The sequence below is a fragment of the Streptomyces sp. NPDC096205 genome (assembly GCF_044763135.1).
Taxonomy (GTDB): Bacteria; Actinomycetota; Actinomycetes; order Streptomycetales; family Streptomycetaceae; genus Streptomyces.
In genome coordinates, this window is the sequence record NZ_JBIWFS010000004.1 from 517,976 (window position 1) to 544,214 (window position 26,239).

Here is a 26,239-nt window from a genome sequence, read left to right on the forward strand (position 1 = left end):
TGGATGTGACAGGACACGAGACGACGAGCCACGAGCGGCGCGCGGCCCACCGCGTGGCGCTCGGCCCTGTGTCCGCCCTCGTCGCGGACGCTCCGTGGAGCACCTCTGAGCGCCTGGGCCCCTGGATATCCGGCGCCGACCAGGGCCGGTTCCACCCAGCGTCGCGGGATGTCCTCACACCGCCGCGGATGGTGTGGGGGCAGTCAAGCGCCGTGCGGTGACCGGCGGCCCCGGAGGCGGTTGCCCGGGGGTAGCCGGTCACCGTCAGGTCGCTCAGCCGCGTGCGCCCAGCAGGTGGTCCATGGCCAGCTGGTCGAGCCGCTCGAAGGCCATCCCGCGCGCGGCGGCCGCGTCCGGGTCGAAGTCCTCGAAGGCGGCGCGGTCGGCGAGGAGGGCCTGCAGACCGTCCGCGGCGGTGGGCTGGGCCAGTTCGTCGAGACGGGAGGCGCGCAGGGCTTCCTGGACCTCCGGGTCGGCGCGGAAGGCGGCGGCGCGCTCCTTGAGGATCAGGTAGTTGCGCATGCAGCCCGCGGCGGAGGCCCACACCCCGTCGAGGTCCTCGGTGCGCGGCGGCTTGAAGTCGAAGTGGCGGGGCCCGGTGTAACCGGCGCTCTCCAGCAGGTCGACGAGCCAGAAGGCGGCGCGCAGATCACCGGCACCGAAGCGCAGGTCCTGGTCGTACTTGATGCCGGACTGGCCGTTGAGGTCGATGTGGAAGAGCTTGCCCGCCCACAGGGCCTGGGCGATGCCGTGCGGGAAGTTGAGCCCGGCCATCTGCTCGTGGCCGACCTCGGGGTTCACGCCGTACAGCTCGGGCCGCTCCAGGCGCTCGATGAAGGCGAGCGCGTGGCCGACGGTGGGGAGCAGGATGTCGCCGCGCGGCTCGTTCGGCTTGGGCTCGATGGCGAAGCGCAGGTCGTAGCCCTGGGAGGTGACGTACTCGCCGAGGAGGTCGAAGGCCTCCTTCATGCGGTCCAGCGCCACGCGCACGTCCTTCGCGGCGCCGGACTCGGCGCCCTCGCGGCCGCCCCAGGCGACATAGATCTGGGCGCCCAGCTCGGCGGCGAGGTCGATGTTGCGGATCGTCTTGCGCAGCGCGTAGCGGCGTACGTCGCGGTCGTTGGCGGTGAAGGCACCGTCCTTGAAGACCGGGTGGGTGAAGAGGTTCGTGGTGGCCATCGGCACGGTCATGCCGGTGGTGTCGAGTGCCTGGCGGAAGCGCTTGATGTGCGACTCGCGCTCGGTGTCCGAGGACCCGAAAGGGATCAGGTCGTCGTCGTGGAAGGTCACACCGTAGGCGCCCAGCTCGGCCAGACGCTGCACGGTCTCGACCGGGTCCAGGGCCGCGCGGGTGGCATCACCGAAGGGGTCCCTTCCCTGCCAGCCGACGGTCCACAGACCGAAAGTGAACCTGTCCTCGGGGGTGGGCTGGTAGCTCATGCCACGGCTCCTTGCTTGCTCCGACTATTTCGTCATGGCGCTTAACAAATTAGTATGCCGACGCGTTCCAGGGAAGAGACAAGAGGTGCTCTCGATGCGGCCTCCAGGTCGCATCACCCCGGAATCCATGAAAAAGCAGCAGGTCAGGTCCTGCACAGCCGCACCAAAAGGGAGAGCCCGATGTCAGCAGCCGAGGGTCCGCTCGTCGTCGGCGTGGACACATCCACCCAGTCCACGAAGGCACTGGTCGTCGACGTGTCGACCGGCGAGGTGGTGGCGAGCGGGCAGGCCCCGCACACCGTGTCGTCGGGGGCGGGCCGGGAGAGTGATCCGCGCCAGTGGTGGGACGCACTGTGCGAGGCGCTGCGCCAGTGCGGCGACGCCGCGCACGAGGCGGCAGCCGTCTCGGTCGGCGGCCAGCAGCACGGACTCGTGACGCTGGACGAGCGCGGCGAGCCGGTCCGGCCGGCGCTGCTGTGGAACGACGTCCGCTCCGCCGCCCAGGCGCGCCGACTGGTCGAGGAGCTGGGCGGTCCGAAGGCCTGGGCGGAGCGCACCGGCAGCGTGCCCGGTGCCTCGTTCACGGTCACCAAGTGGGCCTGGCTCGCCGAGCACGAGCCCGAGGCCGTTCGCGCCACGAAGGCCGTCCGCCTCCCCCACGACTACCTCACCGAACGCCTCACGGGCCTCGCCACCACCGACCGCGGCGACGCCTCCGGCACGGGCTGGTGGGCGTCCGGGACGGAGTCGTACGACGAGGAGATCCTCGGGCACGTGGGCCTGGATCCCGCGCTGCTGCCGCGCGTCGCCCGGCCCGGTGAGGTGGTGGGCACCGTGCGCGACAGCCACGACCTGCCCTTCTCCAAGGGCACCCTGGTCGCGCCGGGCACCGGCGACAACGCCGCCGCGGCACTGGGCCTGGGGCTGCGTCCAGGGACACCGGTGCTGAGCCTTGGCACGTCCGGCACGGTGTACGCCGTGTCGACGCACCGTCCGGCCGACCCCAGCGGCACCGTCGCCGGTTTCGCCGACGCGCGTGGCGACTGGCTGCCACTGGCCTGCACCCTCAACTGCACCCTCGCCGTCGACCGGGTCGCCACGCTGCTCGGCCTGGACCGCGAGGCCGTCGAGCCCGGCACGTCCGTGACGCTCCTGCCGTATCTCGACGGCGAACGCACTCCCGACCTGCCGAACGCCTCCGGGCTGCTGCACGGCCTGCGCCACGACACCACCGCCGGCCAGCTCCTCCAGGCGGCGTACGACGGTGCCGTCCACTCCCTGCTGGGCGCGCTCGACCTGGTCCTCGACCAGGACGCCGACCGCTCCGCCCCACTGCTGCTGATCGGCGGCGGAGCGCGCGGCAGCGCCTGGCAGCAGACCGTACGACGGTTGTCCGGGCGCCCCGTCCAGGTCCCCGAGGCCCGGGAACTGGTCGCGCTCGGCGCCGCCGCGCAGGCGGCCGGGGTGCTCACCGGCGAGGACCCGGCCGCCGTCGCCCGCCGCTGGGACACCGCACGCGGGCCCGTACTGGACGCGGTGGAACGGGACGAGGAGACGCTCGCCAGGATCTCCGGGGTACTCTCCGACGCGAACCCGCTGCTGGGGCGGGGCACCCGAACCGACTGACGCCACGCAGCGACCCCGGCCGCCGAAGCGCGACGTCGGCACAGACTGAGGACTGACGGAGGCATGACCGCATCACCGCACGAAGCCCGTCCCGACGGTCCCGGGCGTGCGCTGCCCGATACCCAGCAGGGCATGCGCCGGCGCAATCTGGCCCGCGTGATGCACACCGTGCGCGCCGAGGGGCCGCTGTCACGCGCGGCGGTCGCCTCGCACATCGGGCTGACCCGGGCGGCCGTGTCCACGCTGGTCGACGAGCTGATCCGCACCGGCCTGCTGGAGGAGCTGGGCCCCGAGCGGCCGGGCCGGGTGGGACGGCCGGGATCCGCCCTCGCCGTCAGCGGCCAGGGCCCGGCGGGCATCGGCGCGGAGATCGGCGTGGACCATCTCGCGGTGTGCGCGGTCGATCTGCGCGGCCGCGTGCGGGCCCGTGCCGTACGCCACGGCACCAACCGCGGCCGCTCCCCCGAGCCGGTCGTCGCCGAACTCACCGCGCTGGTGCGGGAGGTGGTCGCCGAGGCCGACGGCGAGGGACTGTGGCCGGCGGGTCTCGCCGTGGCCGTGCCCGGACTCGTGGCCCGGGACGGCCGTACGGTCGTACGCGCCCCCAACCTCGACTGGCACGAAGTGGACCTCGGCGCGCTGCTGCCGGCCGAGTATCCGCTGACCGTCGACAACGAGGCCAATTTCGGTGGCCTCGCCGAACTCTGGCTCGGTGACGACACACCGCACGACTTCCTGCACGTCTCCGCCGAGATCGGCATCGGCGCCGCGGTGGTCGTGGACGGACAACTGCTCCGCGGGACACGGGGTTTCGCGGGCGAGTTGGGTCATGTGCCGGTACGACCCGACGGACCGAAGTGCGCGTGCGGCGGGCGCGGCTGCCTGGAGCAGTACGCCGGTGAGGAGGCCGTGCTGCGTGCCGCCGGGCTGGAGCCGGGCCAGGACCGGGTCGGCCTGCTCGCCGGTCGGGCGGCCGCCGGCGACACCGATGTACGGCGTGCGCTGCACGACGCGGGCGAGGCGCTCGGCATCGCCCTCACCGGGGCCGTCAATCTGCTGGACCCTCGCGGAGTGGTGGTCGGCGGCGCGCTGGCCGGTCTCGCGCCCTGGCTGCTGCCTTCGCTGGAGGCCGAGTTGGCCCGGCGGACGGCGGGTCCGGCCTGCCCGGTGTCCGTGTCCCGGCTGGGGCCGGAGGGACCGTTGCTGGGGGCGGCGCACTGGGTGGTGCGGGGGGTTCTGGACGACCCGGCGGGGATCGCCGAACGGCGGTGAGCCAGGACTGTCAGCTCGTGTCGAACGTGGCTCGTTGCGCGAGTTTCCCCAGGCATGCGCACGCCTGGCCCCTGAGCACCTGCCCGGGTCCCCGCAGTTACCTGCACCCCCGCACTGCCGGGCATCACCCTTCCGAGTGAGCGAGTTGTCCACAAGGACGCCACCGTCCACGGAACGCGATCTCGTTCTTCTGCCGAACAGCCGGGCGCCGTACGGTGATTCACGTGAGACGCAGCACGCGGTACGACCACACCGCACACGCCTCGTCTCACGCCTCACCACCGGCCTGCCGCGGACTGTCCGCAGAACGGAGCTGTGCAGCGATGAGCGACCCGCGCATCCTGACCGTGCGTCCCCGACCGGACGAGTACGCCTGGACGTTCGGCGGCGTGCCGCCCGTCGCGCGGATCGCGCCCGGCACGGTCCTCGACCTGTACACGGAGGACTGCTTCGCCGGGCGGGTCCGCTCGGAGAAGGATCTCGTGTCCGAGGTGTGCGAGTTCCCGTTCCTCAACCCGCAGACCGGCCCGTTCCATGTGGAGGGCGCCGAGCCGGGGGACACCCTCGCCGTGCACTTCGTGTCCATCGAACCCGCCCGCGACTGGGCCGCGTCCACCACAGTTCCCCTCTTCGGCGCGCTGACCTCGACCCACACCACGGCCACGCTCCAGCCGCCGCTTCCGGAGACCGTCTGGATCTGGCAGCTCGACCGCACCCGGCGCACGGCACTCTTCCGGGCTCGCGACAGCGACCTCGAACTGGAGCTGCCCATGGACCCGATGCACGGCACGGTCGGCGTCGCACCCGCCAACCTGGAGGTGCGCTCGGCCCTGGTGCCCGACGCCCACGGCGGCAACATGGACACCCCGGAGATGCGGGCCGGCGTCACCTGCTACCTCGGGGTGAACGTGGAGGGGGCGCTGTTCAGTCTCGGCGACGGACATGCCCGGCAGGGCGAGGGCGAGACCTGCGGGGTGGCCGTCGAGTGCGCGATGCACACCGTGGTCGTCGTCGAACTCCTCAAGGGGATCAGCACACCCTGGCCGCGCATCGAGTCAGACACCCACATCATCTCCACCGGCTCGGCACGCCCGTTGGAGGACGCCTTCCGGATATCCCAGCTGGATCTGGTGCGCTGGCTCGTGCGCGACTACGGCTTCAGTGAGCCGGACGCGTACCAGTTCGCAACCCAGGCGGTCGAGTCGCCGTTGGCCAATGTGTGCGACACCAACTACACGTGCGTGGCCAAGATCCGCAAGGACTGGCTGCCCGAGCGCGAGACGCACCGCGCAGTGCACGCTCGGCTGCGCGAGACGGCGGCGACGCTGCGCCGCTGACCTCCACCGTCTCCTTCTCCGATGAGCCACCGAGGCTTCGAAAGGCAACCCCATGGAACGGGCAACACCGCTCCCACCCACAGCATCCGACCCCGGCAGACGACGTCTGCTGAAGGGCGCCGCCCTGGCCGCCGTTCCGTACGCGCTGCTCCCCGAGACACGGGCGGACGCGCAGACCCAGGCTCTCGACTACGCGCCGGCCACCTGGGAACCGGCGACCTCCGCCAACTACACCCGGGCGAACCGGCCCATCCAGTACCCGGTCGACTTCGTCGTCATCCACGTCACCCAGACCACGTACGACACGGCCCTCGGCGTCTTCCAGAACCCGAAGAAGGAGGTGTCCGCCCACTACGTCGTGCGCTCGGCGGACGGACATGTCGCGCAGTGTGTCCCGGAGGCCGACGTCGCCTGGCATGCGGGCAACTGGGACTACAACACCCGCAGCATCGGCATCGAGCACGAAGGCTGGGTCGACCGGCCCGCGTACTTCACCGACGCCCTGTACGAGAGATCGGCCCGGCTCACGGCGACGATCTGCGCCAAGTACGGGATTCCCCGGGACCGTTCGCACATCATCGCCCACTACGAGGTGCCGGGCAGCGACCACACGGACCCCGGGCCGCACTGGGATTGGGAGCGGTACATGAGACTCGTCAAGCGGGCCTGACCCGACACGGCGGGTCCGCGGCGCCACGGCGACCCCCGACACCGAGCCTCCGTACCGACACCGGCCCCGACACCGAGCCCCAGTACCGAGACCGGCCCCGGCACCGTGGACGGCCCACGACCGACCCCGGAGCCGAGGTCGGCCTTGGAGCCGAAGTCGACCCCGTCACCGCGACCCATCCCAGCACCAGGGTCGCCCCAGCCCCACGCCCGACCTTGGCCGCCAAGGCCCGACCCGACACCACGGCTGACCCGGGCGCGGAATCGATCACCGCGGCCACCCCCCTCCGGCCTCTGCGGCGCCTGAGCTACGTCCGGTGACCTGCCGAAATCTACGGCGCCCAGCGGTCCCTACTGTGCCTCCAGCCCAACGCAACCCAACCCAACCCAGCCGAGCTCAACCCAGCTGAGCCCAACGGAGCCCGATCCGAGCCAGCCCGCTTCCCGGACCCCGATCGGGTGACCCCCGTCGAAACGGTTGTCGCCGCGGACACCCGGAGTGACGATGTCCCCATCCGCATCGCCCTCCGGGAGGCCGAGTTGACCGATTCCTGGGTGGCCCTGGAGCCAGGGGCCGACCCCGTCGAGCACGCGCGGATGCTGCGCCGCGCATACGAGACGTTCGCCGAGGGGGGCAGGGTGACCCGCCCTGTGCGGTCCGTGGTGGCGGAGTCGTGGCGGCGTTCGGCGCGGGCCGGGGTCGGGACGGACGGCACGGCGAGCGTGGAACTGACGGACGGTGACCTCGGCGCCTACCGGGCCGAGCATCCGCTGGCGCGGGTGATGCCGCTGTTCCGGGAGCTGATGGGCACCTTCGCCGTGGACGGCGAGCATCTGCTCGCGGTGTGCGACGCACACGGCCGGCTGCTGTGGGTCGAGGGACACCCGGCGACCCGGCGGCAGGCGGGGCGGATGAACTTCGTGCCGGGCGCGCGCTGGGCGGAGAGCGCGATGGGCACGAACGCGCCGGGTACGGCGGTCGCCGTCGACCGGCCGGTGCAGGTGTTCGCGGCCGAGCACTTCAGCCGGCCGGTGCAGCCGTGGACCTGTGCGGCGGCGCCGGTGCACGACCCGCGCACCGGGCGGGTGCTGGGGGCGGTGGACATCACCGGCGGGGACGGCCTGGCGCATCCGCACAGCCTGGGCTTCGTGCAGGCGGTCGCGCGGGCGGCCGAGTCACAGCTGGCGCTGTTGACTCCGGAGCGGGCGCCGAACGACGGGGAGGTGCTGGAGCTGAGCGCGCTCGGCCGGGACGAGGTGCGGCTGCGCGCCGGTGGAAGGAGCGTCCGGCTCGGGCGCCGGCACAGCGAGATCGTGGTGCTGCTCGCCGGCCATCCGGAGGGGCTGACCGGGGACGAACTGCTGTGCGCGCTGTACGAGGACGAGTCGGTGACCCCGGTGACGCTGCGCGCTGAGCTGGCGCGGTTGCGCGGGGTGCTGGGGCCGGGGCTGCTGGCCTCGCGCCCGTACCGGCTGACGGTGCCGGTGGAGTCGGACGTGGCCATGGTGGAGCGACGGCTGGCCGCCGGGGCGGTGACCGCGGCCGCGGAGGCGTACACCGGTCCGCTGCTGCCGGCCTCCCAGGCTCCAGCGGTGGTGCGGCTGCGGCGCAGGATCGCCGAGGGACTGCGCGGCGCGCTGATCGACCGGGGCGACCCGGACCTGCTGGCCGACTGGGCGTACGCGCCGTGGGGCGAGGACGACCTGGAGGTGTGGCGGGCGCTCGCCGCGCTACGCCCCACAGCCGCGGTGCACACCCGACTCGCCACGCTCGAGGCCGAGTTGTCGGCCCCACCGGCCCGCTCGGCGCCACCGGCCCGCTCGGCCCCACCCGCCCGCTCAGCCCCACCAACCCGCTCGGCCGCGCCGCCCGGGTCGCCCACGTCGGCCGCGTCACCCGCGTCACCCGCCTCGCCCACGAGGCGGAATCCGGAGACGCCCGCCAGTGCCGGGCCCCGCCCCAGCGGACCGAACGGACCGACCGGACCGACCGGACCGACGGGCCTGACCGGAACCACAGGGTCGGCCCGCAGGACCGTACGCCTGCCCGGCGTACCGCGCCCGCGGCAGACGCCCTAGCCACAGCGCCCCGCTCGCCCGTCCCCGGCCAAGACGAAATCACCACCAGGCAACCCCAGCCCAGCCCAGCCCGGCCAAGCCACCCCACCTCCCCACCACCCCCGTACGCAACCTCCTCGCAACGTCCGCTCTCCTAGCCTCCCGTCGGAAGCCGCCCGACGGAGGGTGGCGGTCGATCGGGAGGCAGAGCAGCATGACCCGTTACGCGGCGCCCGGTACAGAGGGCGCGATCGTCTCCTACCAGGCGCGGTACGACCACTTCATCGGCGGGGAGTACGTGCCGCCGCTGCGCGGTGGGTACTTCGAGAACCCGAGTCCGGTGAACGGGCAGCCGTTCACCGAGGTGGCGCGGGGTACCGCGGAGGACGTGGAGCGGGCGCTGGACGCGGCGCACGCGGCGGCGCCGGGCTGGGCGCGCACGTCGGTGACCGAGCGTGCCGACATCCTGCGGAAGATCGCCGACCGTATGGAGGCGTCTCTGGAGCCGCTGGCGGTGGCGGAGAGCTGGGAGAACGGCAAGCCGGTGCGCGAGACGCTGGCGGCCGACATCCCGCTGGCCATCGACCACTTCCGCTACTTCGCGGGCGCGATCCGGGCGCAGGAGGGCTCGCTGGGCGAGGTCGACGACGACACCGTGGCGTACCACTTCCACGAGCCGCTGGGTGTCGTCGCGCAGATCATCCCGTGGAACTTCCCGATCCTGATGGCGGCGTGGAAGCTGGCGCCGGCGCTCGCGGCGGGCAACGCGGTGGTGCTGAAGCCGGCCGAGCAGACGCCGGCGTCGATCCACTACTGGCTGAGCCTCGTCTCCGACCTGCTGCCGCCGGGCGTGCTGAACATCGTGAACGGCTTCGGGGTGGAGGCCGGCAAGCCGCTGGCGTCCAGCCCGCGCGTGGCGAAGGTGGCGTTCACGGGCGAGACCACGACGGGGCGGCTGATCATGCAGTACGCCTCGGAGAACATCAAGCCGGTCACGCTGGAGCTGGGCGGCAAGTCGCCGAACATCTTCTTCGACGACGTATGGGCGCAGGACGACGACTTCCGGGACAAGGCGCTGGAGGGCTTCACCATGTTCGCCCTGAACCAGGGCGAGGTGTGCACGTGTCCGTCGCGGGCGCTGATCCAGCGCGGCCACTACGCGGAGTTCCTGCAGGCGGCCGTCGCCCGTACCGAGCTGATCCGGCCGGGGCACCCGCTCGACACGGACACGATGATCGGCGCGCAGGCCTCCAACGACCAGCTGGAGAAGATCCTCTCCTACATCGACATCGGCCGGCAGGAGGGCGCCCGGGTGCTCACCGGCGGTGAACGCATCGAGCACGACGGCGAGTTGAAGGGCGGCTACTATGTGCAGCCGACCATCTTCGAGGGCGACAACCGCATGCGGATCTTCCAGGAGGAGATCTTCGGGCCCGTGGTCTCGGTGACGCAGTTCGACGACTTCGACGACGCGATCAAGACGGCCAACGACACGCTGTACGGGCTGGGCGCGGGTGTGTGGACGCGGGACATGAATACGGCGTACCGCGCGGGCCGCGCCATCCAGGCGGGGCGGGTGTGGACCAACTGCTACCACGCCTACCCGGCGCACGCGGCGTTCGGCGGCTACAAGCAGTCGGGGATCGGCCGCGAGACCCACAAGATGATGCTGGAGCACTACCAGCAGACCAAGAACCTGCTGGTGTCCTACTCCCCGCGCAAGCTGGGCTTCTTCTAGAGGGCGACCGCCGATGCCCGAGGAGATTCCCCGCGTCCAGCTCACTCCCGCCGCCGCCGACCTCCTGCGCCGGCTGCGAGCGGCACACGGACCGCTGATGTTCCACCAGTCGGGCGGCTGCTGCGACGGCAGCGCACCGATGTGCTACCCGGAGGGCGAGTTCCGCACCGGTGACTCGGACGTGCTGCTGGCCGAGCTGGCGGTGGACGGCGTTCAGGAGCCGGTGACGTTCTGGATGTCGCCCAGTCAGTACGCCGTCTGGAGCCACACCCGGCTGATCGTGGACGTCGTCGAGGGCCGCGGCAGCGGGTTCTCGCTGGAGGCGCCGGAGGGGGTGCGTTTCCTGATCCGTTCCCAGGTCGTCGACCCTTGAGGCCTGTCATCCGTCCGGGTGCGCCCCCTGGTGCAATCCCCTTGGTTGCCGAGAGACTTGAAAGAGGCTCAGGGACTTCAAGGGGGAACCCGTGACGGGTCGGCACAGACGGTTCCGCGAAAGTGCACTCACGGTTCTGACGGTGTGCGGCCTGCTGACCGGCGCGGCGCTCACGGGGGCGGCCCCAGTCGGCGCCACCCCGGCCGACGCCACCACGGCCGGCCCCACCCCGGCCGGCTCCGCCCCAGCAGGCTCCGTCAAGGCCGAGACCAAGCGGACCACCGCCCTCGCACCCGGAGTCGAGTACCAGCAACTCGACCTCCAGGGAACAAAGGGCCCGGCCCGCGCCCACGTACTGAGCGTCGACCTCACCGACCCCCGGGTCCGCCTCGGCCTGCTCTACCCGGGGGCGGTGGCCGCGCGGGCCACCGTCTCCGAGCTCGCCACAGCCGAGGGCGCCATCGCGGGCGTCAACGGCGACTTCTTCAACATCACCGAGGCCCAGCACCCGGGCGTGGAGGCCACCGGCGCAAGCGTCGGCCCGGCGATCGCGGGCGGCCGGGCGCTGAAGGCGGCGGTGCCGAACGGGCAGCGGTTCGGGCCCGCGCTGCCGCCGGGCACCACCACCGAGGACGTCATCGGTGTGGGCCGCGACCGCCGGGCCCGTGTCGAGAGGCTGACCCTGGACGGCTCGGTCACCACACCCGAGGCCGAGCTGCCACTGGGCGGCCTCAACCAGTACGCGCTCCCGGTCGGGTCCGTCGGGGCGTTCACCGACGACTGGGGCAGCGCCTCCCGGCTGCGTGCCACCTGCGGCACGGACACCGAACGGGCGGCCCCGTGCAGCACCGACACCTACGAGGTGACGGTCCGCCACGGCAGGGTCGTCTCCACGGCGGACGCCCCGGGTGGCGGTCAGATCCTCCGAGGCACGACCGTTCTCGTCGGCCGGGAGGCGGGCGCGCAGGAGCTGCGGAAGTTCCACATCGGCGAGCCGGTGCGGATCACCCACCGGCTCAGGAACACGACCTCGCCGATCCCGCTCCAGCTCGCCGTCGGCGGTTACCCCGTGCTCCACGACGGTCAGCCGCTACCCGGCCTGGACACCCGCACCGCCGCGGTCCGCACGGCGGCGGGCATCGCCGACGGCGGCCGCCGGGTGCTGCTGCTCGCACTGGACGGCTCCCCGGAGTACCGGACCGGTCTGACCGTCGCCGAGATCGCCCAGGTCATGCGCGGTTTGGGGGCCGAGCATGCCCTCAACCTGGACGGCGGCGGCTCCACGACCCTCGTGGCGCGCACCCCGGACGGCGTCACCCCGCTCAACCACCCGAGCGCCGGGTCCGAACGCCCGGTCCCGAACGGCATCGGGGTGTTCACGGGCCCCTGAGGGTCAGAGGGTCATGGCCGCAGACTGCTCACGATGTCCGCGGTCGCCGTGAGGCCGCTGTGGATGGTGGGCGCCATGTTCGTGCTCGCGAGATAGAACCCGAGCAGCGCGCACACCAGCGCATGGGAGAGCTTGAGCCCCCCGTTGCGCAGGAAGATCACCGCCAGGATGAACAGCAGCAGCACCACAGAGATGGAAACGGCCATCGTCAACCTCCTCCGCCACGCCGGTCACGTCCGGTTCACGGCGTTCGGCCGCAAGTGTGGCGTAGCGGAGGGTTCGTCCGGGCGGCTGACATGTCCTCCGAACGTGTGGTGTCTGACTGTGACGATCAGACCCGGTGGGTGTCGAGGAAGGCCTCCAGGCCCGCCAGGTCGTCCGTGTTGAGGAAGTCGACACCGGCATCGAGCAACTCGGCCCACAGCGCGTCCCGGTCCGGTCCGGGCAGGTCAGGGGTGGCCCAGAAGCGGACGGTCTGGCCCCGCTCATGGGCAGCCCCGGTGATGGCGCGCAGCTTCTGCCGCTCGGCCTCGGGGAACGGGCCCGCGCCCAGCCAGGTGAAGATTCGGGTCCAGTTGTCGCTGATCAGCGGCACGAAGGAGGCCGGCGCGGAGCTGCCGAGGTCGGTCAGGCGGCCGTCGTAGAAGGCGTGCCGCACGGTCTGCGCCTCCATGGGCGCGCGGGCGGCGCGGTCGCCGGAGACGACCGCGGTGACCGGGCCGGGGAAGACGCGGCCGTGGGCGTACGTGGTGAACAGGTGCTTGTGGCGCCGCAGATGGCGGTCCAGTTCGAGGTACGTCGCCGCGCCCTCGGTCTTGATGTCGATGAGCAGTTGCAGCGGCCGGTGATGTCCCCGGTACACCCAGCCGTGGTGGGCGCGCACCCGGGCGGCGAGCGGGTCGAGGTAGAGGGACTCCAGCGTGCGGGCCGGGTCCAGGTCCTCGGGGTCGTGGGCGACCAGCAGTTGGTCCCCGACCAGGTAGATGTCCGCCTCCAGGCTGCCGAAGCGGTGGTCGAGGGCGTCGAGGAGCGGGCGGGGGTGCTCGTAGTCGTTGTGCGCGTGGGCCCGCCACAACGGGGCCTTGCCACGCTTCTTCCCCTCGGCCGCGAATGCGGTGGCGCCGGGCAGGGCGATCGTGCCCGCGAGTGCGGCGCCGAAGGCGGTGAGGGCTCTGCGACGGGTGGTGAGGGCCATGCGCTGCCTCCCTGTGTGGTGTCGATCCCCAGCGAGTATGGGGCGTGAACACCTCAAACACAGGGCCCCCGGCGGGAGTTGACCGAACGTCCGTCACCCGTTCACCGCGCGCACCAGGGGACAGGAAGGCGTACCCCAGGAGCCAGGAAGGCGCAGCACCGAGATAGGCAGGGGCGCCCCCGGAGACAAGAAGAAGCCCGCCCCTGCCCGGGACGGGCTTCTCACAGCCGGATGAACCTCAGGGAGCCTGGAGGTCGACCAGTTCGGCCAGCGCCGCGCGATGCGCGCCCGCCGTGCCGTACGCGATCGAGTCGGCCTTGGCCCGCTTCAGGTACAGATGCACGGGGTGCTCCCACGTCATGCCGATGCCCGCGTGCAGTTGCAGCGCCTCCTCGGCGGCGCGTACGGCGACAGGGGCCGCGTAGGCCTGGGCCACGGCGACCGCCACGGCTGCCTCGTCGCCCGAGTCCCCGTTCGCGAGGGTGTCGGCGGCGTTGCGGGCCGCGGCGCGCAGGTTCACGAGCTCCAGCCACAGCTGGGCGAGCCGGTGTTTGAGCGCCTGGAAGCCTCCGACGGGCCGGTTGAACTGCTTGCGCTCCTTCAGGTAGCGCACGGTCTCCGTCAACGCCCAGTCGGCGACGCCCAGTTGTTCGGACGCCAGCAGCCCGGCACCGGCCCGCAGGGCACGCCGTACGGCGGGTTCGGCCTCGCCCAGCCGGCGGCCGGCCGCGCCGTCCAGCCGTACGGTCGCCACCGGCCGGGTCAGGTCGAACGATGTCCGGCGCGTGATCTCGGCGGCGTCCGCCTCGACCGCGTAGAGGCCGCCGTCGTCGGCCGGCACCAGCAGCACGTCCGCGGCCGTCGCGTCCGCGATGCCGGTCAGCTCGCCGTGCAGGAGACCGTCCATCACGCGTACGGCGGTGAAGGCGGCGCCGGGTGCGAGGTGCAGGCCGACCGCGAGGGCGCCGATCCTCCGTCCGGAGGCCAGTTCACCGAGGAGCTGTTCGTCGCCGCACTCCAGCAGGGCCTCCGTGGCCACGACGGCGCTGCTCAGATACGGCACCGGGGCGACGGCCCGCCCCAGCTCCTCCAGCACGACGGCGGCTTCGCGGTGCGTGGCACCCTGACCGCCCAGCTCCTCCGGCACCAGCAGTCCGGCCAGGCCCATGCCCTCGGTGAGGGACTTCCACAGCGCGAGGTCGTGCGGCGTGTCCGTCTCCGTGCGGGCGATGACACCGGCCGGGTCGCAGTGGTCGCGCAGCAGGTCCCGTACGGCGGACCGGAGCGCGTCTTCCTCCTCCGTGTAGAGCAGATCGGTCATCGGGCCAGGTCCTTCCACGCGACGTCCTTGTCGGTGCGCGGCTCGGCGGGCAGGCCGAGGACGCGCTCGGCGACGATGTTCAGCAGAACCTCGCTGGTCCCGCCCTCGATGCTGTTGCCCTTGGAGCGCAGATAGCGGTAGCCGGCCTCGCGGCCGGTGAAGTCGACCAGCTCGGGGCGGCGCATGGTCCAGTCGTCGTACAACAGGCCCTCCTCGCCGAGGAGTTCCACCTCCAGACCGCTGATCTCCTGGTTGAGACGGGCGAAGCCGAGCTTCATGCCGGCGCCCTCGGGGCCGGGCTGGCCCGCGACGAGCTGCTGGCGCAGGCGTTCGCCGGCGAGACGGGCGACCTCCGCGTCGACCCACAGCTTCAGCAGCCGCTGGTGCATGTCGTGGGTGCGCAGGTCGGGGCGTTCCCGCCAGGTCTGCGCGACCTTGCCGATCATCCCGCCCTCGCGGGGCAGGGCCATGCCGCCGATGGCCACGCGCTCGTTGTTGAGCGTGGTCTGCGCGACCCGCCATCCGTCGCCGGCCTCGCCGAGGCGGTGGGCGTCGGGGATGCGGACGTCGGTGAGGAAGACCTCGTTGAACTCCGCCTCGCCGGTGATCTGGCGCAGCGGCCGGACGTCGACGCCGGGGTCGGTCATGTCGCAGGCGAAGTAGGTGATACCCGCGTGCTTGGGGACGTTCGGGTCGGTGCGGGCGATGAGGATGGCCCAGCGGGCGTTGTGCGCGCCGGACGTCCACACCTTCTGTCCGTTGACGACCCAGTCGTCGCCCTCACGGACGGCCCGGGTGCCGAGCGCGGCCAGGTCGGAGCCGGCGCCGGGCTCGCTGAACAGCTGGCACCAGACCTCCTCCCCGGTCCACAGGGGCTTGAGGAAGCGCTGCTTCTGTTCGTCCGTGCCGTACTTGAGGATCGTCGGCGCGGCCATGCCGAGGCCGATGCCGTTGCGGCGCGGGTCGTTGTCGGGGGCGCCCGCGGCCGCCAGCTCGGCGTCCACGACACCCTGGAGGGAGCGCGGGGCACCGAGACCGCCGAGGCCCTCGGGGTAGTGGACCCAGGCAAGGCCGGCGTCGAAGCGGGCGCGCAGGAAATCCAGCCGGTCCGTCGTCGCGGGCGGGTATGCGGCCAGGAACTCGGCCGTACGGCGCCGCAGTTCGGCTGCGTCGGTCATGCCGCCGCCTCCGTCACCACGGCGATCCGGCCGGTCGTCACACCGTCGGCGACCCGCTGCACGGCGGCCGCCGCCTCACCGAGGGCGACCCGCTCGCTGATCAGCGGCTTGATCGCACCGCTCGCGGCCAGCTCGGTGAGCTGCTCGTGGCAGTGCTGGACCAGCTTGGGGTTCTTGGTGTTGTACAGGCCCCAGTGCAGGCCGAGGATCGAGTAGTTCTTCACCAGGGCGTGGTTGAGGGCCGGGCTGGGGATGCTGCCGCTGGCGAAGCCGACGACCAGGATCCGGCCCTCGAAGGCGACGACCTTGGCGGACTGGGCGTAGGCCTCGCCGCCGACCGGGTCGTAGATCACGTCGGCCCCGCGCCCCCCGGTCGCCTCCTTCACGGCGGCGACGACGTCCTCGGCGCGCCGGTCGATCACCACGTCACAGCCCAGCTCCCGGGCGACGGCGGCCTTGTCCGCGCCGCCGACCACGCCGATGACCGTGGCGCCCGCGGCCTTGCCGAGCTGTACGGCGGCGCTGCCGACCCCGCCGGCGGCGGCGTGCACGAGCAGCGTCTCGCCCGCCTCCAGGGCGGCCCGGCGGTGCAGTGCGAACCAGCCCGTCTGGTAGCCGACGTGCAGTGCGGCGGCCTCGGCGTCGTCCAGCGCGTCGGGGGCCGGCAGCAGGGCGGCGGCGTCCGCGACGGTGTACTCGGCGAAGCCGCCGTGCGGCAGCACGGGGTTGGCGATCACCCGGCGGCCGTCCTCGGTCTCGCCGCAGATCTCCACGCCCGGCGTGAAGGGCAGCGGCGGCCGGACCTGGTACTGGCCCCGGCACAGCAGGGCGTCCGGGAAGTTGATGTTCGCGGCACGGACCTTCAGCAGGACCTGGCCGTCACCGGGCGTGGGCCGCTCGATCTCGTCGAGCCGCATCACCTCGCTCGGCTCGCCGTTCTCGTGCACTCGCCATGCCTGCATCAGGGCCTCCACCGACTGCTCCGTCCGACCGGGTCGATCGCATACTAAGCGGTCGCTTGCCCGTCGGGGAAGGCCAGGGCTCACACCCGTTTCGGCCGCGCCCGCACATGCATCCGCTCCCCCTGCGGTCCGAACAGGCTCAGGAACTCCACCGGCCCCTCCCCCGTCGACCCGAACCAGTGCGGCACGCGCGTGTCGAACTCGGCGGCCTCCCCCGCGGCGAGCACCACGTCGTGCTCACCCAGCACCAGCCGCAGCTTCCCGGACAGCACATACAGCCACTCGTACCCCTCATGGGTCCGCGGATCCGGCTCCGCCGACCGCTGGGGCTCCACCATCTTGTACGCCTGCAGCCCGCCCGGCTGCCGGGTCAGCGGATAGAGGGTGCGGCCGTACCGCTGGATCGGCTTCGCGCGCACCCGCGGATCGCCGACCGGGGTTGCGCCGACCAGCTCGTCCAGCGGCACCTGGTGGGCCTGCGCGATCGGCAGCAGCAGCTCCAGCGAGGGCTTGCGCAGGCCGGACTCCAGCCGGGAGAGGGTGCTGACGGAGATGCCGGTCGTCTCGGACAGCGCCGCGAGCGTCACCTCCCGCTCCTTGCGGAGCTTGCGCAGCCGCGGGCCCACACCTGCCAGTACGTCGTCGGTCGTCATGGCCGTATTGCAGATTCGGCAACAACGTTTGTCAATCCCGGAGCATCGGAGCGATGGTCACCACAGGAACCCGACAGGAGGTGGTCGACATGACCGAGGTGACCGAGAACTACGAGGTGATCGTCGTCGGCGGGGGCGCGGCGGGCCTGTCCGCCGCTCTGGTGCTGGGCCGGGCCCGGCGCCGCACGCTCGTCGTCGACGCGGGCGAGCCGCGCAACGCGCCCTCGGCGCACATGCAGGGCTACCTCGGCCGGGACGGGATGCCGCCGGCCGAGTTCCTGGCGGTCGGCCGGGAGGAGATCGCCCGCTACGGCGTGGAGCTGGTCCGCGACCGGGTGGTCGACGTGACCCGCGACGGGGACTTCACCCTCGTGCTGGCGAGCGGCGGGACCGTCCGCGCGCGCCGGCTCGTCGTCGCGACCGGCCTGAAGGACGAGCTGCCGCCCGTGGCCGGCGTGGCCGAACGGTTCGGCCGGGATGTGCTGCACTGCCCGTACTGCCACGGCTGGGAGGTCCGCGACCGGGCCTTCGGCGTGCTGGCGACCACCGCGCTGAGCGTGCACCAGGCGCTGATGGTGTCCCAGTGGTCGAAGGACGTGACGCTCTTCCTGCACCAGGTCGCCGAGTCGGAGCTGTCCGAGCAGGATGTGCGGCGCCTGGCCGCGGCCGGGGTGAAGGTGGTGCCCGGCGAGGTGGCGGGGCTCGTCGTCGAGGACGACCGGCTGACCGGCGTACGACTCGTGGACGGGACGGCGTACGAGCGTGAGGTGCTGTTCGTCGCGCCGCGGGCCGTGCCGCGGACCGAGCTGTTCGTGCAGCTGGGCGCGGAGATGACCGAGACGCCCTTCGGCAGCTACCCCGTCATCGACGAGCGGGGTCTGACGAGCGTGCCCGGACTGTGGGCGGCGGGCAACGCCTCCGGGTTCGCCGAGCAGGTGGTGAACGCGGCGAGCCGCGGCTACCGGGCCGGGGCAACGATCAACGGCGAGCTGCTGATGGCGGACCTCGACGCGGCGGTCGAGGCGGCCGGGGTGTAGTCGGCGGCGCCGCGTTGCACCATGGCTGCATGCTGCTGACCCGGCTCGCCGACGTGTCCCGGGAGGTCGCCGCCACGTCGGCGCGGTCCCGCAAGATCGCCCTGCTCGCGGAGCTGTTCCGGGAGGCCGAGGCGCAGGACGTGCCGATCGTCATCCCGTATCTGGCGGGACGGCTGCCGCAGGGGCGGCTCGGCGTCGGCTGGAAGGTGCTGAGCCGCGAGGTCGCGCCGGCCGCCGAGCCGGCCCTGACCGTGCGCGAGGTGGACGCCCGGCTCACCGGCCTGTCCCAGGTCTCCGGCGCCGGTTCGCAGGCCGAACGCACGCGTCTGGTGGGCGAGTTGATGGGCGCGGCGACGGCGGACGAGCAGCGCTTCCTGCTGGGCCTGATCACCGGCGAGGTCCGCCAGGGCGCCCTGGACGCGGTCGCCGTGGAGGGGCTCGCCCAGGCCACGGGGGCGCCGCCCGCGGACGTACGGCGGGCGGTGATGCTCGCCGGGTCGCTCCAGGCCGTGGCCGAGGCGCTGCTCGCGGACGGCCCGCCCGCCCTGGACCGCTTCCGGCTGACCGTCGGCCGCCCGGTGCTGCCGATGCTCGCGCACAGCGCGTCCTCGGTGGCCGAGGCGGTGGAGAAGCTGGGCGCGTGCGCGGTGGAGGAGAAGCTCGACGGCATCCGTGTGCAGGTGCACCGCGACGGCGACGACGTCCGGCTGTACACGCGCACCCTCGACGACATCACCGACCGGCTGCCGGAGGTGACCGCGGCCGCGCTGGGGCTGGCCGGGGAGAGGTTCATCCTGGACGGCGAGGTGATCTCCTTCGATCCCGCGGGGCGGCCCCGTTCCTTCCAGGAGACCGCCGGGCGGGTGGGCTCCCGCGTGGATGTGGCCACGGCCGCGGAGGCGGTGCCCGTCTCCCCCGTGTTCTTCGACGCGCTGTCGGTGGACGGCCGTGACCTGCTCGACCTGCCGTTCACCGAGCGGCACGCCGAGCTGGCCCGGCTGGTCCCCGAGCCGATGCGGGTGCGCCGCGCCCTCGCGCACGGCCCCGACGACGCCCCCGCGGCCGAGGCCTTCCTCGCCGAGACCCTGCACCGCGGCCACGAGGGCGTCGTCGTCAAGGCGCTCGACGCCCCCTACAGCGCGGGCCGGCGCGGCGCGTCCTGGCTGAAGGTCAAGCCTGTGCACACGCTCGACCTGGTGGTCCTCGCCGCCGAGTGGGGCCACGGACGCCGTACCGGCAAGCTCTCCAACCTGCACCTGGGCGCGCGGCGGGCCGACGGGTCGTACGCCATGCTCGGCAAGACCTTCAAGGGCATGACCGACGCGATGCTGGCCTGGCAGACCGAGCGATTGCGGGAGATCGCGGTGAAGGACGACGGCTGGGTCGTCCATGTCCGCCCCGAACTCGTCGTCGAGATCGCCTACGACGGTCTGCAGCGCTCCTCCCGCTACCCGGCGGGCGTCACCCTGCGGTTCGCGCGCGTGGTCCGCTACCGCGAGGACAAGCGGCCCGAGGACGCGGACACCGTGGAGACACTGCTGGCCGCCCACCCGGAGGTACGGCCGTGAAGCGCAGCGCCGGACTGCTGTTGTTCCGGCACACCGATGACGGTCTGGAGGTGTTGCTGGGACATATGGGTGGCCCGTTCTTCACCAAGAAGGAGGCCGGGGCGTGGACCGTGCCGAAGGGCGAGTACGAGCCGGACGAGCCCGCCTGGGAGGCGGCCCGGCGGGAGTTCCGCGAGGAGCTGGGCGTGGAGCCGCCCGACGGCGAGGCGGTCCCCCTGGGCGAGGTCCGGCAGACGGGCGGCAAGGTCGTCACCGTGTGGGCCGTCGAGGCAGACCTCGACCCGGCCGGCATCGACCCCGGCACCTTCACCATGGAGTGGCCCCCGAGGTCGGGCCGCCTTCAGGAGTTCCCCGAGCTGGACCGGGTGGTCTGGCACGGCCTGGACCGGGCGCGCGAGCTGATCGTCAAGGCGCAGGCCACGTTTCTCGACCGGCTGGCGGAGCACTCGTCCTGAGTTCCGAGTTCCCGAGTACCTGCGAGTACCTGAGTTCCCGAGTTCCCGAGTTCCCGGGTACCTGAGTTCCTCGGTACCTCAGTTCCTGAGCCCTGAGCAGACGCGTACGCGTTGCGGTGCGGGCCGCGGCGCGCGAAGGTCGAAGCACAGCCCGCACCCAGGGAGGTCCTGTCATGCCCATCGCGACGGTGAACCCGGCGACCGGCGAGACGCTCAAGACGTACGAGGCCATGGACGAGGAGGAACTCGACCGCCGGCTCCAGCTCGCCGAGGCCACCTTCCGCACGTACCGCACGAGCGGCTTCGCCGACCGCGCCCGCCTGCTGACCCGGGCCGCCGAGCTCCTCGACGAGGACCAGCAGGACATCGCCCGGGTGATGACCACCGAGATGGGCAAGCCGGTCAAGCAGGCGCGCGCCGAGGCCGCCAAGTGCGCCAAGGCGATGCGCTGGTACGCCGAGCACGCGGAGGCGCTGCTCGCCGACGAGGAGCCCGACGCGGACGATGTGCGGGACTCCGGCGCCTCGCGCGTGCGGGTGCGCTACCGGCCGCTCGGGCCGGTCCTCGCGGTGATGCCGTGGAACTTCCCGCTGTGGCAGGTGATGCGGTTCGCCGCGCCCGCGCTGATGGCCGGCAACGTGGGCCTGCTCAAGCACGCCTCGAACGTGCCGCAGACCGCGCTGTACCTGGAGGACCTGTTCCACCGGGCGGGCTACCCCGAGGGCTGCTTCCAGACCCTGCTGATCGGCTCGGGGCAGGTCGACGACGTCCTGCGCGACGAGCGCGTCAGGGCCGCGACGCTGACCGGCAGCGAGCCGGCCGGGCGTGCGGTGGCCTCCACCTGCGGGGAGATGATCAAGAAGACGGTCCTGGAGCTCGGCGGCAGCGACCCGTACGTGGTGATGCCGTCCGCCGACCTCGACCGGGCCGCCGAGGTCGCGGTGACCGCGCGCGTGCAGAACAACGGCCAGTCGTGCATCGCCGCCAAGCGGTTCATCGTGCACACGGACGTCTACGACGCCTTCGCCGAGCGGTTCGTGGCCGGGATGAAGGCGCTGAAGGTCGGTGACCCGATGGTGGAGGACACCGAGATCGGGCCGCTCGCCACCGAGCAGGGCCGGAACGATCTGGAGGAGCTCGTCGACGACGCCACGCGCGGCGGGGCAGAGGTGCTGTGCGGGGGCCACCGGCTGCGCCGGCCCGAGCTGCCCGGCTGGTACTACCCGCCGACCGTGCTCGCCGGCGTCACCCGCGAGATGCGCATCCACCGCGAGGAGGCGTTCGGGCCGGTCGCCACGCTGTACCGGGCGGGCGACCTGGACGAGGCCGTGCTCATCGCGAACGACTCACCGTTCGGGCTGAGTTCGAACGTGTGGACGCGCGACGAGGGCGACGTCGACCGGTTCGTCCGGGATCTGGAGGCCGGTGGTGTGTACGTCAACGGCATGACGGCCTCGCATCCGGCGTTCCCGTTCGGCGGGGTGAAGCGGTCCGGGTACGGGCGTGAGCTGTCCGGGCACGGAATCCGGGAGTTCTGCAACATCACCACGGTTTGGCACGGTGCGTGACCGCCGCGCGGCTACGATCGCCGGTGTGAACCGCGAAGTGACTCTCCCTCTGATCGTCGATGACCGCGGGGCCTTGCAGGTGTCCGCGGCCGATGTGAGCAAGCTGCTGCGTACGGTGGGGGCGCGGTGGGTGCACCTCGTCGAGGCCGGGCAGGAGGGGCTCGACGAGGACACGGTCGCCGCGCTGACCATCGAACTGGCGAAGCTGGCCGACCGGATCGACGTGGCGTGCATCGCCCACAGCAGCGGGCAGAGCTGACATCCCCGGGGCCGTCTCCGAGCGGTCGCAGTTGACGCCGCCGAGGATCGGCTGACCCAGGGCGCGGGGAACTGCGCGAGCGACCGTCGACGGCCCGCGGACGGCATCAACGAATGGGCATCCCGGAGAGGGTCCGGGCGATCACGAGCCGCTGGATCTCGCTCGTGCCCTCGAAGATCGTGTAGATCGCCGCATCCCGGTGCATCCGCTCCACCGGGTACTCCCGGGTGAACCCGTTGCCGCCGAGGATCTGGACCGCCTGCGCGGTGACCTTCTTGGCGGTCTCGGAGGCGAACAGCTTGGACATGGAGCCCTCGGCCGCGGTGAACGGCTTGCCGTTGACCGCCATCCAGGAAGCGCGCCAGACCAGCAGGCGGGCCGCGTCGATGGACGTCCGCATGTCGGCGAGCTGGAAGGCCACACCCTGGTTGTCGATGATGGGCCGGCCGAACTGCTCGCGGGTCTTCGCGTAGTCGAGGGCCACCTCGTACGCGGCCCTCGCCGTGCCGACCGCCATCGCGCCGACCGCCGGCCGCGAGGCCTCGAACGTGGCCATCGCCGCGTTCTTCACCCGCTCGCCGCCGGCCTTGGCCCTCTCCCGGGCCCGCGCGAGACGCTCGTCCAGCTTCTCCTTGCCGCCCAGCAGGCAGGAGCCCGGCACGCGCACGTTCTCCAGGACGACCTCGGCGGTGTGCGAGGCGCGGATGCCGTGCTTCTTGAACTTCTGGCCCTGGGACAGGCCCGGCGTGTTCGGCGGGACGATGAAGGAGGCGTGACCCTTGGAGCCCAGCTCCGGGTCGACGATCGCGACGACCACATGGACGTTGGCGATGCCGCCGTTGGTCGCCCAGGTCTTCGTGCCGTTGATCACCCACTCGTCCTTGGCCTCGTCGTACACGGCGCGCGTGCGCATCGAGGCGACGTCGGAGCCTGCGTCGGGCTCGGAGGAGCAGAACGCGGCGACCTTCACGTCGTTCGCGTCGCCGTACATCTGGGGGATCCAGGTGCCGATCTGCTCGTCCGTGCCGTTGGCGAGGACACCTACGGCGGCGAGACCGGTGCCGACGATCGACAGGGCGATACCGGCATCGCCCCAGAACAGCTCCTCCATGGCCATCGGGATGCCGAGGCCGGTCGGGTCGAAGTACTGCTGGGCGTAGAAGTCCAGGGAGTAGATGCCGACCTTGGCGGCCTCCTGGATGACCGGCCAGGGAGTCTCCTCGCGCTCGTCCCATTCGGCGGCCGCGGGCCGGATGACGTCGGCGGCGAAGCCGTGCAGCCAGTCCCGGACCTCCTTCTGTTCGTCGTTGAGCTCCATGGTGAACTCGGCCATGTCCCCTCCAGCGGCGGCACCTGCGTGTTACTTGCGGTAACCGCAGTCTGTTACTGGCGGGTAGGAAAAGTCAACTCGTCGTACCGGCTCGGCAGCCCGTTCGATGCCCCGAGCGGGTTGAGTGTTAGTTTGCGCTGGCGTCACCGATTCAGCACCGGGTGGGGAGAGACCATGGACACCACGCAGCGGACCGAGCAGCAGAGGTCCGCCGACCGCCGACGGCGCGAGCTGCTGGAGGCCGCGGACAGAGTGGTGCTCCGGGACGGCCCGCAGGCGTCGATGAACGCGATCGCTGCGGAGGCCGGCATCACCAAGCCGATCCTCTACCGGCACTTCGGTGACAAGGGGGGCCTTTACGCCGCCCTTGCCAAGCGGCACACGGATGCGCTGCTGGATTCGCTGCGGGCCGCGCTGGACGCTCCGGCTGAGCGGCGGGAGCGGGTGGAGTCGACGCTCGACACATATCTGGCTGCCATCGAGGCGCGGCCTCAGGTGTACCGGTTCCTGATGCATCCCGCGGAGGGGGTCTCGACCGGGGACCAGGGGTTCGATGTCGGCAAGCACTCGGCTCCGCTGCTTCGGCGGATGGGTGAGGAGTTGGCTGCCGTCATCGAGGAGCGGGTGGATCTCGGGCCCGGGTCCCAGCAGCTTGCCCGGGTGTGGGGGCATGGGATCGTCGGGATGATGCATGCCGCCGGGGACTGGTGGCTGGGCGAACGGCCCTGCACCCGGGCCGAGTTGGTGCGGAGTCTTGCGGATCTTCTGTGGGGACGGTTGGCTGCGGCCGGCGACCGTGTCGGGGGGCCCGGGTTCTGATGCCGTCTGCGGGCCGTGGGGGGTACTCGCACGGTTCCCCGCGCCCCTAACTACCCGAACCCCAGGCCGTTCGTGACACCTGGCGCATCAGTCTGCGGTGGCGCCAGCCGGTCACCCTGTCCGCATAGACGGTTCCCTCCAGGTGGTCGCACTCGTGCTGGAGGCATCTCGCGAACCAGCCCGTGCCGTGGATCGTGATCGGGTCGCCCGTCATCGTGAAGCCCTCGACCACCGCGTGGTCGTAGCGCTCCGTGCCGGCCTCCAGGCCCGGCAGGGAGAGGCAGCCCTCGGGGCCGCGCAGGACCACGCCGTCCGCCTCCACCAGGCGGGGGTTCACCACATGGCCCAGATGGCGGACGTCCTCGTCGTCGGGGCAGTCGTAGACGAAGACGCGCAGCGGCTCGCCCACCTGGTTGGCGGCCAGGCCGACCCCGTTCGCGGCGTACATCGTGGCGAACAAGTCCTCCACGAGGGCGGCGAGTTCGGGGCCGAAGTCGGTGACGTCGGCGCAGGGGGTGTGCAGGGCCGGATCGCCGAGCAGGGTGAGGGGCCGGACGCGCCCGCGGGCGCCCGGGATCGAGCCGTTTCGCATGCCCGCAAGGGTACGGTCTGGCAGGTCGCGTCCGGTGCGTGCCTGGATCGTGACGGTGCCGCGATTCGGGCACGTGAGTGGATCTCGATAGGCTGAGGCCACACCACGTGGCCGTTAAGGATGTCGGCGCGGCGCGTACGCAAGGAGGATCGAGGACTGATGGCAGGCAACTCGGACCCGCTCACGCCGCGGGCCAAGCTCGCCGTGACCGCGGGCAAGGCGGTCGCGGCGGCATCCCGTGCCGCGGGACGCGGCAGCGGTTCGGTGATCGGCGGACGGGTGGCCCTCAAGCTCGACCCCGACCTGCTCGCCCGGCTGGCGCAGAACCTGGACGTGATCCTGGTCTCGGCGACCAACGGCAAGACCACCACCACCCGGCTCATCGCCGAGGCGCTCAGGGCGGCCGGTCCGGTCGTGTCCAACGCGCTCGGTGCCAACATGCCGGCCGGTATCACCTCGGCGCTGGCGGGCGGCTCGGACGCGAAGTTCGCTGTGATCGAGGTCGACGAGAAGTACCTCGCGGGCGTCGCCCGGGACACCGACCCCAAGTGCATCGCCCTGCTGAACCTCTCGCGCGACCAGCTCGACCGTGCCGCCGAGACGCGGATGCTCGCCGAGAACTGGCGTGAGGGGCTGGCCGGCTCCAAGGCCGTCGTCGTCGCCAACGCCGACGACCCGCTGGTCGTGTGGGCCGCGTCCTCGTCCCCGAACGTGATCTGGGTCGCGGCCGGTCAGATGTGGAAGGACGACGCCTGGTCCTGCCCGTCCTGCGGCGGTGTGATGCAGCGCCCCGGCGACGACTGGTTCTGCGGCGACTGCGGCTTCCGCCGGCCCACCCCGACCTGGGCGCTGTCCGGCGACCACGTCCTGGACCCGCACGGCTCGGCCTGGCCGATCCACCTCCAGCTGCCGGGCCGCGCCAACAAGGCCAACGCCGCGTCCTCCGCGGCCGTCGCCGCCGTGTTCGGGGTGCCGCCGCAGGTCGCGCTGGAGCGCATGTACCAGGTGCAGGCGGTCGCCGGACGCTACGACGTCGTGCAGTTCGAGGGCCGTGACCTCCGGCTGCTGCTGGCGAAGAACCCGGCCGGCTGGCTGGAGACGTTCTCGCTCATCGACCCGCCGCCGGCCCCGGTCATCCTGTCCGTGAACGCGCGCGGCGCCGACGGCACGGACACGTCCTGGCTGTGGGACGTCGACTACACGCGGCTGACCGGTCACCCGATCTTCGTGATCGGCGACCGCAAGCTCGACCTCGCGGTGCGCCTGGAGGTCGCCGACCAGTACTTCCAGGTGTGCGAGAACCTCGACCAGGCGGTGCAGATGTGCCCGCCCGGCCGGATCGAGGTCATCGCCAACTACACCGCCTTCCAGGACCTGCGCCGCCGCGTCGGCAACTGAC

At 72.2% G+C, this 26,239-nt stretch carries 23 protein-coding genes and 1 pseudogene; 15 read left to right on the plus strand and 9 right to left on the minus strand.

All coding sequences use genetic code 11. The features are described from left to right. Positions 1 to 273: 273 nt before the first annotated feature. Positions 274 to 1,440, minus strand: a complete 1,167-nt coding sequence (xylA, locus tag ACIQ6Y_RS18310; RefSeq protein ID WP_404039545.1) for a xylose isomerase — start codon at positions 1,438 to 1,440, stop codon at positions 274 to 276. 180 nt (positions 1,441 to 1,620) lie between these two features. On the opposite strand from xylA, the gene xylB reads away from it, so the two are divergent. The 8 genes and pseudogenes from xylB (at position 1,621) to ACIQ6Y_RS18350 (ending at position 11,903) form a co-directional block, all read left to right on the plus strand. Beyond that, a complete protein-coding gene (gene xylB, locus ACIQ6Y_RS18315) occupies positions 1,621 to 3,066 on the plus strand; it encodes a xylulokinase (RefSeq protein ID WP_404039548.1) in 1,446 nt (481 codons plus the stop codon). A gap of 63 nt (positions 3,067 to 3,129) precedes the next feature. After that, positions 3,130 to 4,338, plus strand: a complete 1,209-nt coding sequence (locus ACIQ6Y_RS18320; RefSeq protein ID WP_404039551.1) for an ROK family protein — start codon at positions 3,130 to 3,132, stop codon at positions 4,336 to 4,338. A gap of 323 nt (positions 4,339 to 4,661) precedes the next feature. Then, on the plus strand, positions 4,662 to 5,675 hold the full coding sequence (locus tag ACIQ6Y_RS18325) for an acetamidase/formamidase family protein (protein ID WP_404039554.1): 1,014 nt from the start codon (positions 4,662 to 4,664) through the stop codon (positions 5,673 to 5,675). 52 nt (positions 5,676 to 5,727) lie between these two features. Beyond that, positions 5,728 to 6,345 (plus strand): N-acetylmuramoyl-L-alanine amidase, encoded by a 618-nt coding sequence (locus ACIQ6Y_RS18330; protein WP_404039557.1) that lies wholly within the window; start codon positions 5,728 to 5,730, stop codon positions 6,343 to 6,345. A gap of 539 nt (positions 6,346 to 6,884) precedes the next feature. Continuing rightward, a pseudogene (locus tag ACIQ6Y_RS18335) lies at positions 6,885 to 8,141 on the plus strand (GAF domain-containing protein); the annotation flags it as partial. 475 nt (positions 8,142 to 8,616) lie between these two features. Continuing rightward, positions 8,617 to 10,140 (plus strand): aldehyde dehydrogenase family protein, encoded by a 1,524-nt coding sequence (locus ACIQ6Y_RS18340; protein WP_404039560.1) that lies wholly within the window; start codon positions 8,617 to 8,619, stop codon positions 10,138 to 10,140. 13 nt (positions 10,141 to 10,153) lie between these two features. Continuing rightward, positions 10,154 to 10,513, plus strand: a complete 360-nt coding sequence (locus ACIQ6Y_RS18345) for a DUF779 domain-containing protein (RefSeq protein ID WP_404039563.1) — start codon at positions 10,154 to 10,156, stop codon at positions 10,511 to 10,513. Positions 10,514 to 10,664: 151 nt separating this feature from the next. Further along, on the plus strand, positions 10,665 to 11,903 hold the full coding sequence (locus ACIQ6Y_RS18350; protein WP_404040110.1) for a phosphodiester glycosidase family protein: 1,239 nt from the start codon (positions 10,665 to 10,667) through the stop codon (positions 11,901 to 11,903). A gap of 11 nt (positions 11,904 to 11,914) precedes the next feature. Here ACIQ6Y_RS18350 and ACIQ6Y_RS18355 read toward each other — a convergent pair whose 3' ends face one another. The 6 genes from ACIQ6Y_RS18355 to ACIQ6Y_RS18380 all read right to left on the minus strand — a co-directional run bounded on the left by ACIQ6Y_RS18355 (position 11,915) and on the right by ACIQ6Y_RS18380 (position 17,212). Then, positions 11,915 to 12,109 carry a hypothetical protein gene (locus ACIQ6Y_RS18355; protein ID WP_404039566.1) on the minus strand — a complete coding sequence of 65 codons (195 nt, stop codon included), beginning with the start codon at positions 12,107 to 12,109 and terminating at the stop codon, positions 11,915 to 11,917. A 125-nt stretch (positions 12,110 to 12,234) separates the two neighbouring features. Then, a complete protein-coding gene (locus tag ACIQ6Y_RS18360) occupies positions 12,235 to 13,098 on the minus strand; it encodes a phosphatidylinositol-specific phospholipase C/glycerophosphodiester phosphodiesterase family protein (protein WP_404039569.1) in 864 nt (287 codons plus the stop codon). A gap of 238 nt (positions 13,099 to 13,336) precedes the next feature. Then, positions 13,337 to 14,419, minus strand: a complete 1,083-nt coding sequence (locus ACIQ6Y_RS18365; protein ID WP_404039572.1) for an acyl-CoA dehydrogenase family protein — start codon at positions 14,417 to 14,419, stop codon at positions 13,337 to 13,339. After that, positions 14,416 to 15,597, minus strand: coding sequence for an acyl-CoA dehydrogenase family protein (locus tag ACIQ6Y_RS18370; protein WP_404039575.1), 1,182 nt, complete (start codon positions 15,595 to 15,597; stop codon positions 14,416 to 14,418). Before ACIQ6Y_RS18370 ends, ACIQ6Y_RS18365 begins: the two co-directional genes overlap by 4 nt. Beyond that, positions 15,594 to 16,559, minus strand: coding sequence for an NADPH:quinone oxidoreductase family protein (locus ACIQ6Y_RS18375; protein ID WP_404039578.1), 966 nt, complete (start codon positions 16,557 to 16,559; stop codon positions 15,594 to 15,596). Before ACIQ6Y_RS18375 ends, ACIQ6Y_RS18370 begins: the two co-directional genes overlap by 4 nt. Positions 16,560 to 16,639: 80 nt before the next feature. Next, positions 16,640 to 17,212 (minus strand): helix-turn-helix domain-containing protein, encoded by a 573-nt coding sequence (locus tag ACIQ6Y_RS18380; RefSeq protein ID WP_404039581.1) that lies wholly within the window; start codon positions 17,210 to 17,212, stop codon positions 16,640 to 16,642. Between the two features lie 89 nt (positions 17,213 to 17,301). Between ACIQ6Y_RS18380 and ACIQ6Y_RS18385 the strand changes: the two genes are divergently transcribed. From ACIQ6Y_RS18385 to ACIQ6Y_RS18405, 5 genes are all read left to right on the plus strand, one after another. Beyond that, on the plus strand, positions 17,302 to 18,249 hold the full coding sequence (locus tag ACIQ6Y_RS18385) for an NAD(P)/FAD-dependent oxidoreductase (protein WP_404039584.1): 948 nt from the start codon (positions 17,302 to 17,304) through the stop codon (positions 18,247 to 18,249). Between the two features lie 29 nt (positions 18,250 to 18,278). Continuing rightward, positions 18,279 to 19,817 carry an ATP-dependent DNA ligase gene (locus ACIQ6Y_RS18390; RefSeq protein ID WP_404039587.1) on the plus strand — a complete coding sequence of 513 codons (1,539 nt, stop codon included), beginning with the start codon at positions 18,279 to 18,281 and terminating at the stop codon, positions 19,815 to 19,817. Then, on the plus strand, positions 19,814 to 20,272 hold the full coding sequence (locus ACIQ6Y_RS18395; protein ID WP_404039590.1) for an NUDIX domain-containing protein: 459 nt from the start codon (positions 19,814 to 19,816) through the stop codon (positions 20,270 to 20,272). The genes ACIQ6Y_RS18390 and ACIQ6Y_RS18395 overlap by 4 nt, the downstream gene beginning before the upstream one ends. Before the next feature lie 173 nt (positions 20,273 to 20,445). Further along, complete coding sequence (locus ACIQ6Y_RS18400) at positions 20,446 to 21,840, plus strand: NADP-dependent succinic semialdehyde dehydrogenase (protein WP_404039593.1); 1,395 nt, start codon at positions 20,446 to 20,448, stop codon at positions 21,838 to 21,840. Between the two features lie 25 nt (positions 21,841 to 21,865). Next, positions 21,866 to 22,099 (plus strand): DUF6213 family protein, encoded by a 234-nt coding sequence (locus tag ACIQ6Y_RS18405; protein ID WP_404039596.1) that lies wholly within the window; start codon positions 21,866 to 21,868, stop codon positions 22,097 to 22,099. A gap of 106 nt (positions 22,100 to 22,205) precedes the next feature. Here the strand turns inward: ACIQ6Y_RS18405 and ACIQ6Y_RS18410 are convergent, their stop codons facing one another. Further along, complete coding sequence (locus tag ACIQ6Y_RS18410; RefSeq protein ID WP_404039599.1) at positions 22,206 to 23,432, minus strand: acyl-CoA dehydrogenase family protein; 1,227 nt, start codon at positions 23,430 to 23,432, stop codon at positions 22,206 to 22,208. Positions 23,433 to 23,603: 171 nt separating this feature from the next. Here ACIQ6Y_RS18410 and ACIQ6Y_RS18415 point away from each other — a divergent pair, with 171 nt between their 5' ends. Continuing rightward, a complete protein-coding gene (locus ACIQ6Y_RS18415; RefSeq protein WP_404039602.1) occupies positions 23,604 to 24,248 on the plus strand; it encodes a TetR family transcriptional regulator in 645 nt (214 codons plus the stop codon). A gap of 46 nt (positions 24,249 to 24,294) precedes the next feature. Here the strand turns inward: ACIQ6Y_RS18415 and def are convergent, their stop codons facing one another. Beyond that, entirely contained in the window at positions 24,295 to 24,840 is a 546-nt protein-coding gene (def, locus tag ACIQ6Y_RS18420) for a peptide deformylase (protein WP_404039605.1), read from the minus strand. A 159-nt stretch (positions 24,841 to 24,999) separates the two neighbouring features. Between def and ACIQ6Y_RS18425 the strand changes: the two genes are divergently transcribed. Beyond that, positions 25,000 to 26,238 carry a MurT ligase domain-containing protein gene (locus ACIQ6Y_RS18425; protein ID WP_404039608.1) on the plus strand — a complete coding sequence of 413 codons (1,239 nt, stop codon included), beginning with the start codon at positions 25,000 to 25,002 and terminating at the stop codon, positions 26,236 to 26,238. Position 26,239 lies beyond the last annotated feature (1 nt).

Coding starts and splice junctions, on each gene's coding strand:
- xylA (WP_404039545.1), bottom strand. CDS start 1,440: ATGAGCTACCAGCCCACCCCCGAGGACAGGTTCACTTTCGGTCTGTGG.
- xylB (WP_404039548.1), top strand. CDS start 1,621: ATGTCAGCAGCCGAGGGTCCGCTCGTCGTCGGCGTGGACACATCCACC.
- ACIQ6Y_RS18320 (WP_404039551.1), top strand. CDS start 3,130: ATGACCGCATCACCGCACGAAGCCCGTCCCGACGGTCCCGGGCGTGCG.
- ACIQ6Y_RS18325 (WP_404039554.1), top strand. CDS start 4,662: ATGAGCGACCCGCGCATCCTGACCGTGCGTCCCCGACCGGACGAGTAC.
- ACIQ6Y_RS18330 (WP_404039557.1), top strand. CDS start 5,728: ATGGAACGGGCAACACCGCTCCCACCCACAGCATCCGACCCCGGCAGA.
- ACIQ6Y_RS18340 (WP_404039560.1), top strand. CDS start 8,617: ATGACCCGTTACGCGGCGCCCGGTACAGAGGGCGCGATCGTCTCCTAC.
- ACIQ6Y_RS18345 (WP_404039563.1), top strand. CDS start 10,154: ATGCCCGAGGAGATTCCCCGCGTCCAGCTCACTCCCGCCGCCGCCGAC.
- ACIQ6Y_RS18355 (WP_404039566.1), bottom strand. CDS start 12,109: ATGGCCGTTTCCATCTCTGTGGTGCTGCTGCTGTTCATCCTGGCGGTG.
- ACIQ6Y_RS18360 (WP_404039569.1), bottom strand. CDS start 13,098: ATGGCCCTCACCACCCGTCGCAGAGCCCTCACCGCCTTCGGCGCCGCA.
- ACIQ6Y_RS18365 (WP_404039572.1), bottom strand. CDS start 14,419: ATGACCGATCTGCTCTACACGGAGGAGGAAGACGCGCTCCGGTCCGCC.
- ACIQ6Y_RS18370 (WP_404039575.1), bottom strand. CDS start 15,597: ATGACCGACGCAGCCGAACTGCGGCGCCGTACGGCCGAGTTCCTGGCC.
- ACIQ6Y_RS18375 (WP_404039578.1), bottom strand. CDS start 16,559: ATGCAGGCATGGCGAGTGCACGAGAACGGCGAGCCGAGCGAGGTGATG.
- ACIQ6Y_RS18380 (WP_404039581.1), bottom strand. CDS start 17,212: ATGACGACCGACGACGTACTGGCAGGTGTGGGCCCGCGGCTGCGCAAG.
- ACIQ6Y_RS18385 (WP_404039584.1), top strand. CDS start 17,302: ATGACCGAGGTGACCGAGAACTACGAGGTGATCGTCGTCGGCGGGGGC.
- ACIQ6Y_RS18390 (WP_404039587.1), top strand. CDS start 18,279: ATGCTGCTGACCCGGCTCGCCGACGTGTCCCGGGAGGTCGCCGCCACG.
- ACIQ6Y_RS18400 (WP_404039593.1), top strand. CDS start 20,446: ATGCCCATCGCGACGGTGAACCCGGCGACCGGCGAGACGCTCAAGACG.
- ACIQ6Y_RS18410 (WP_404039599.1), bottom strand. CDS start 23,432: ATGGCCGAGTTCACCATGGAGCTCAACGACGAACAGAAGGAGGTCCGG.
- ACIQ6Y_RS18415 (WP_404039602.1), top strand. CDS start 23,604: ATGGACACCACGCAGCGGACCGAGCAGCAGAGGTCCGCCGACCGCCGA.
- def (WP_404039605.1), bottom strand. CDS start 24,840: ATGCGAAACGGCTCGATCCCGGGCGCCCGCGGGCGCGTCCGGCCCCTC.
- ACIQ6Y_RS18425 (WP_404039608.1), top strand. CDS start 25,000: ATGGCAGGCAACTCGGACCCGCTCACGCCGCGGGCCAAGCTCGCCGTG.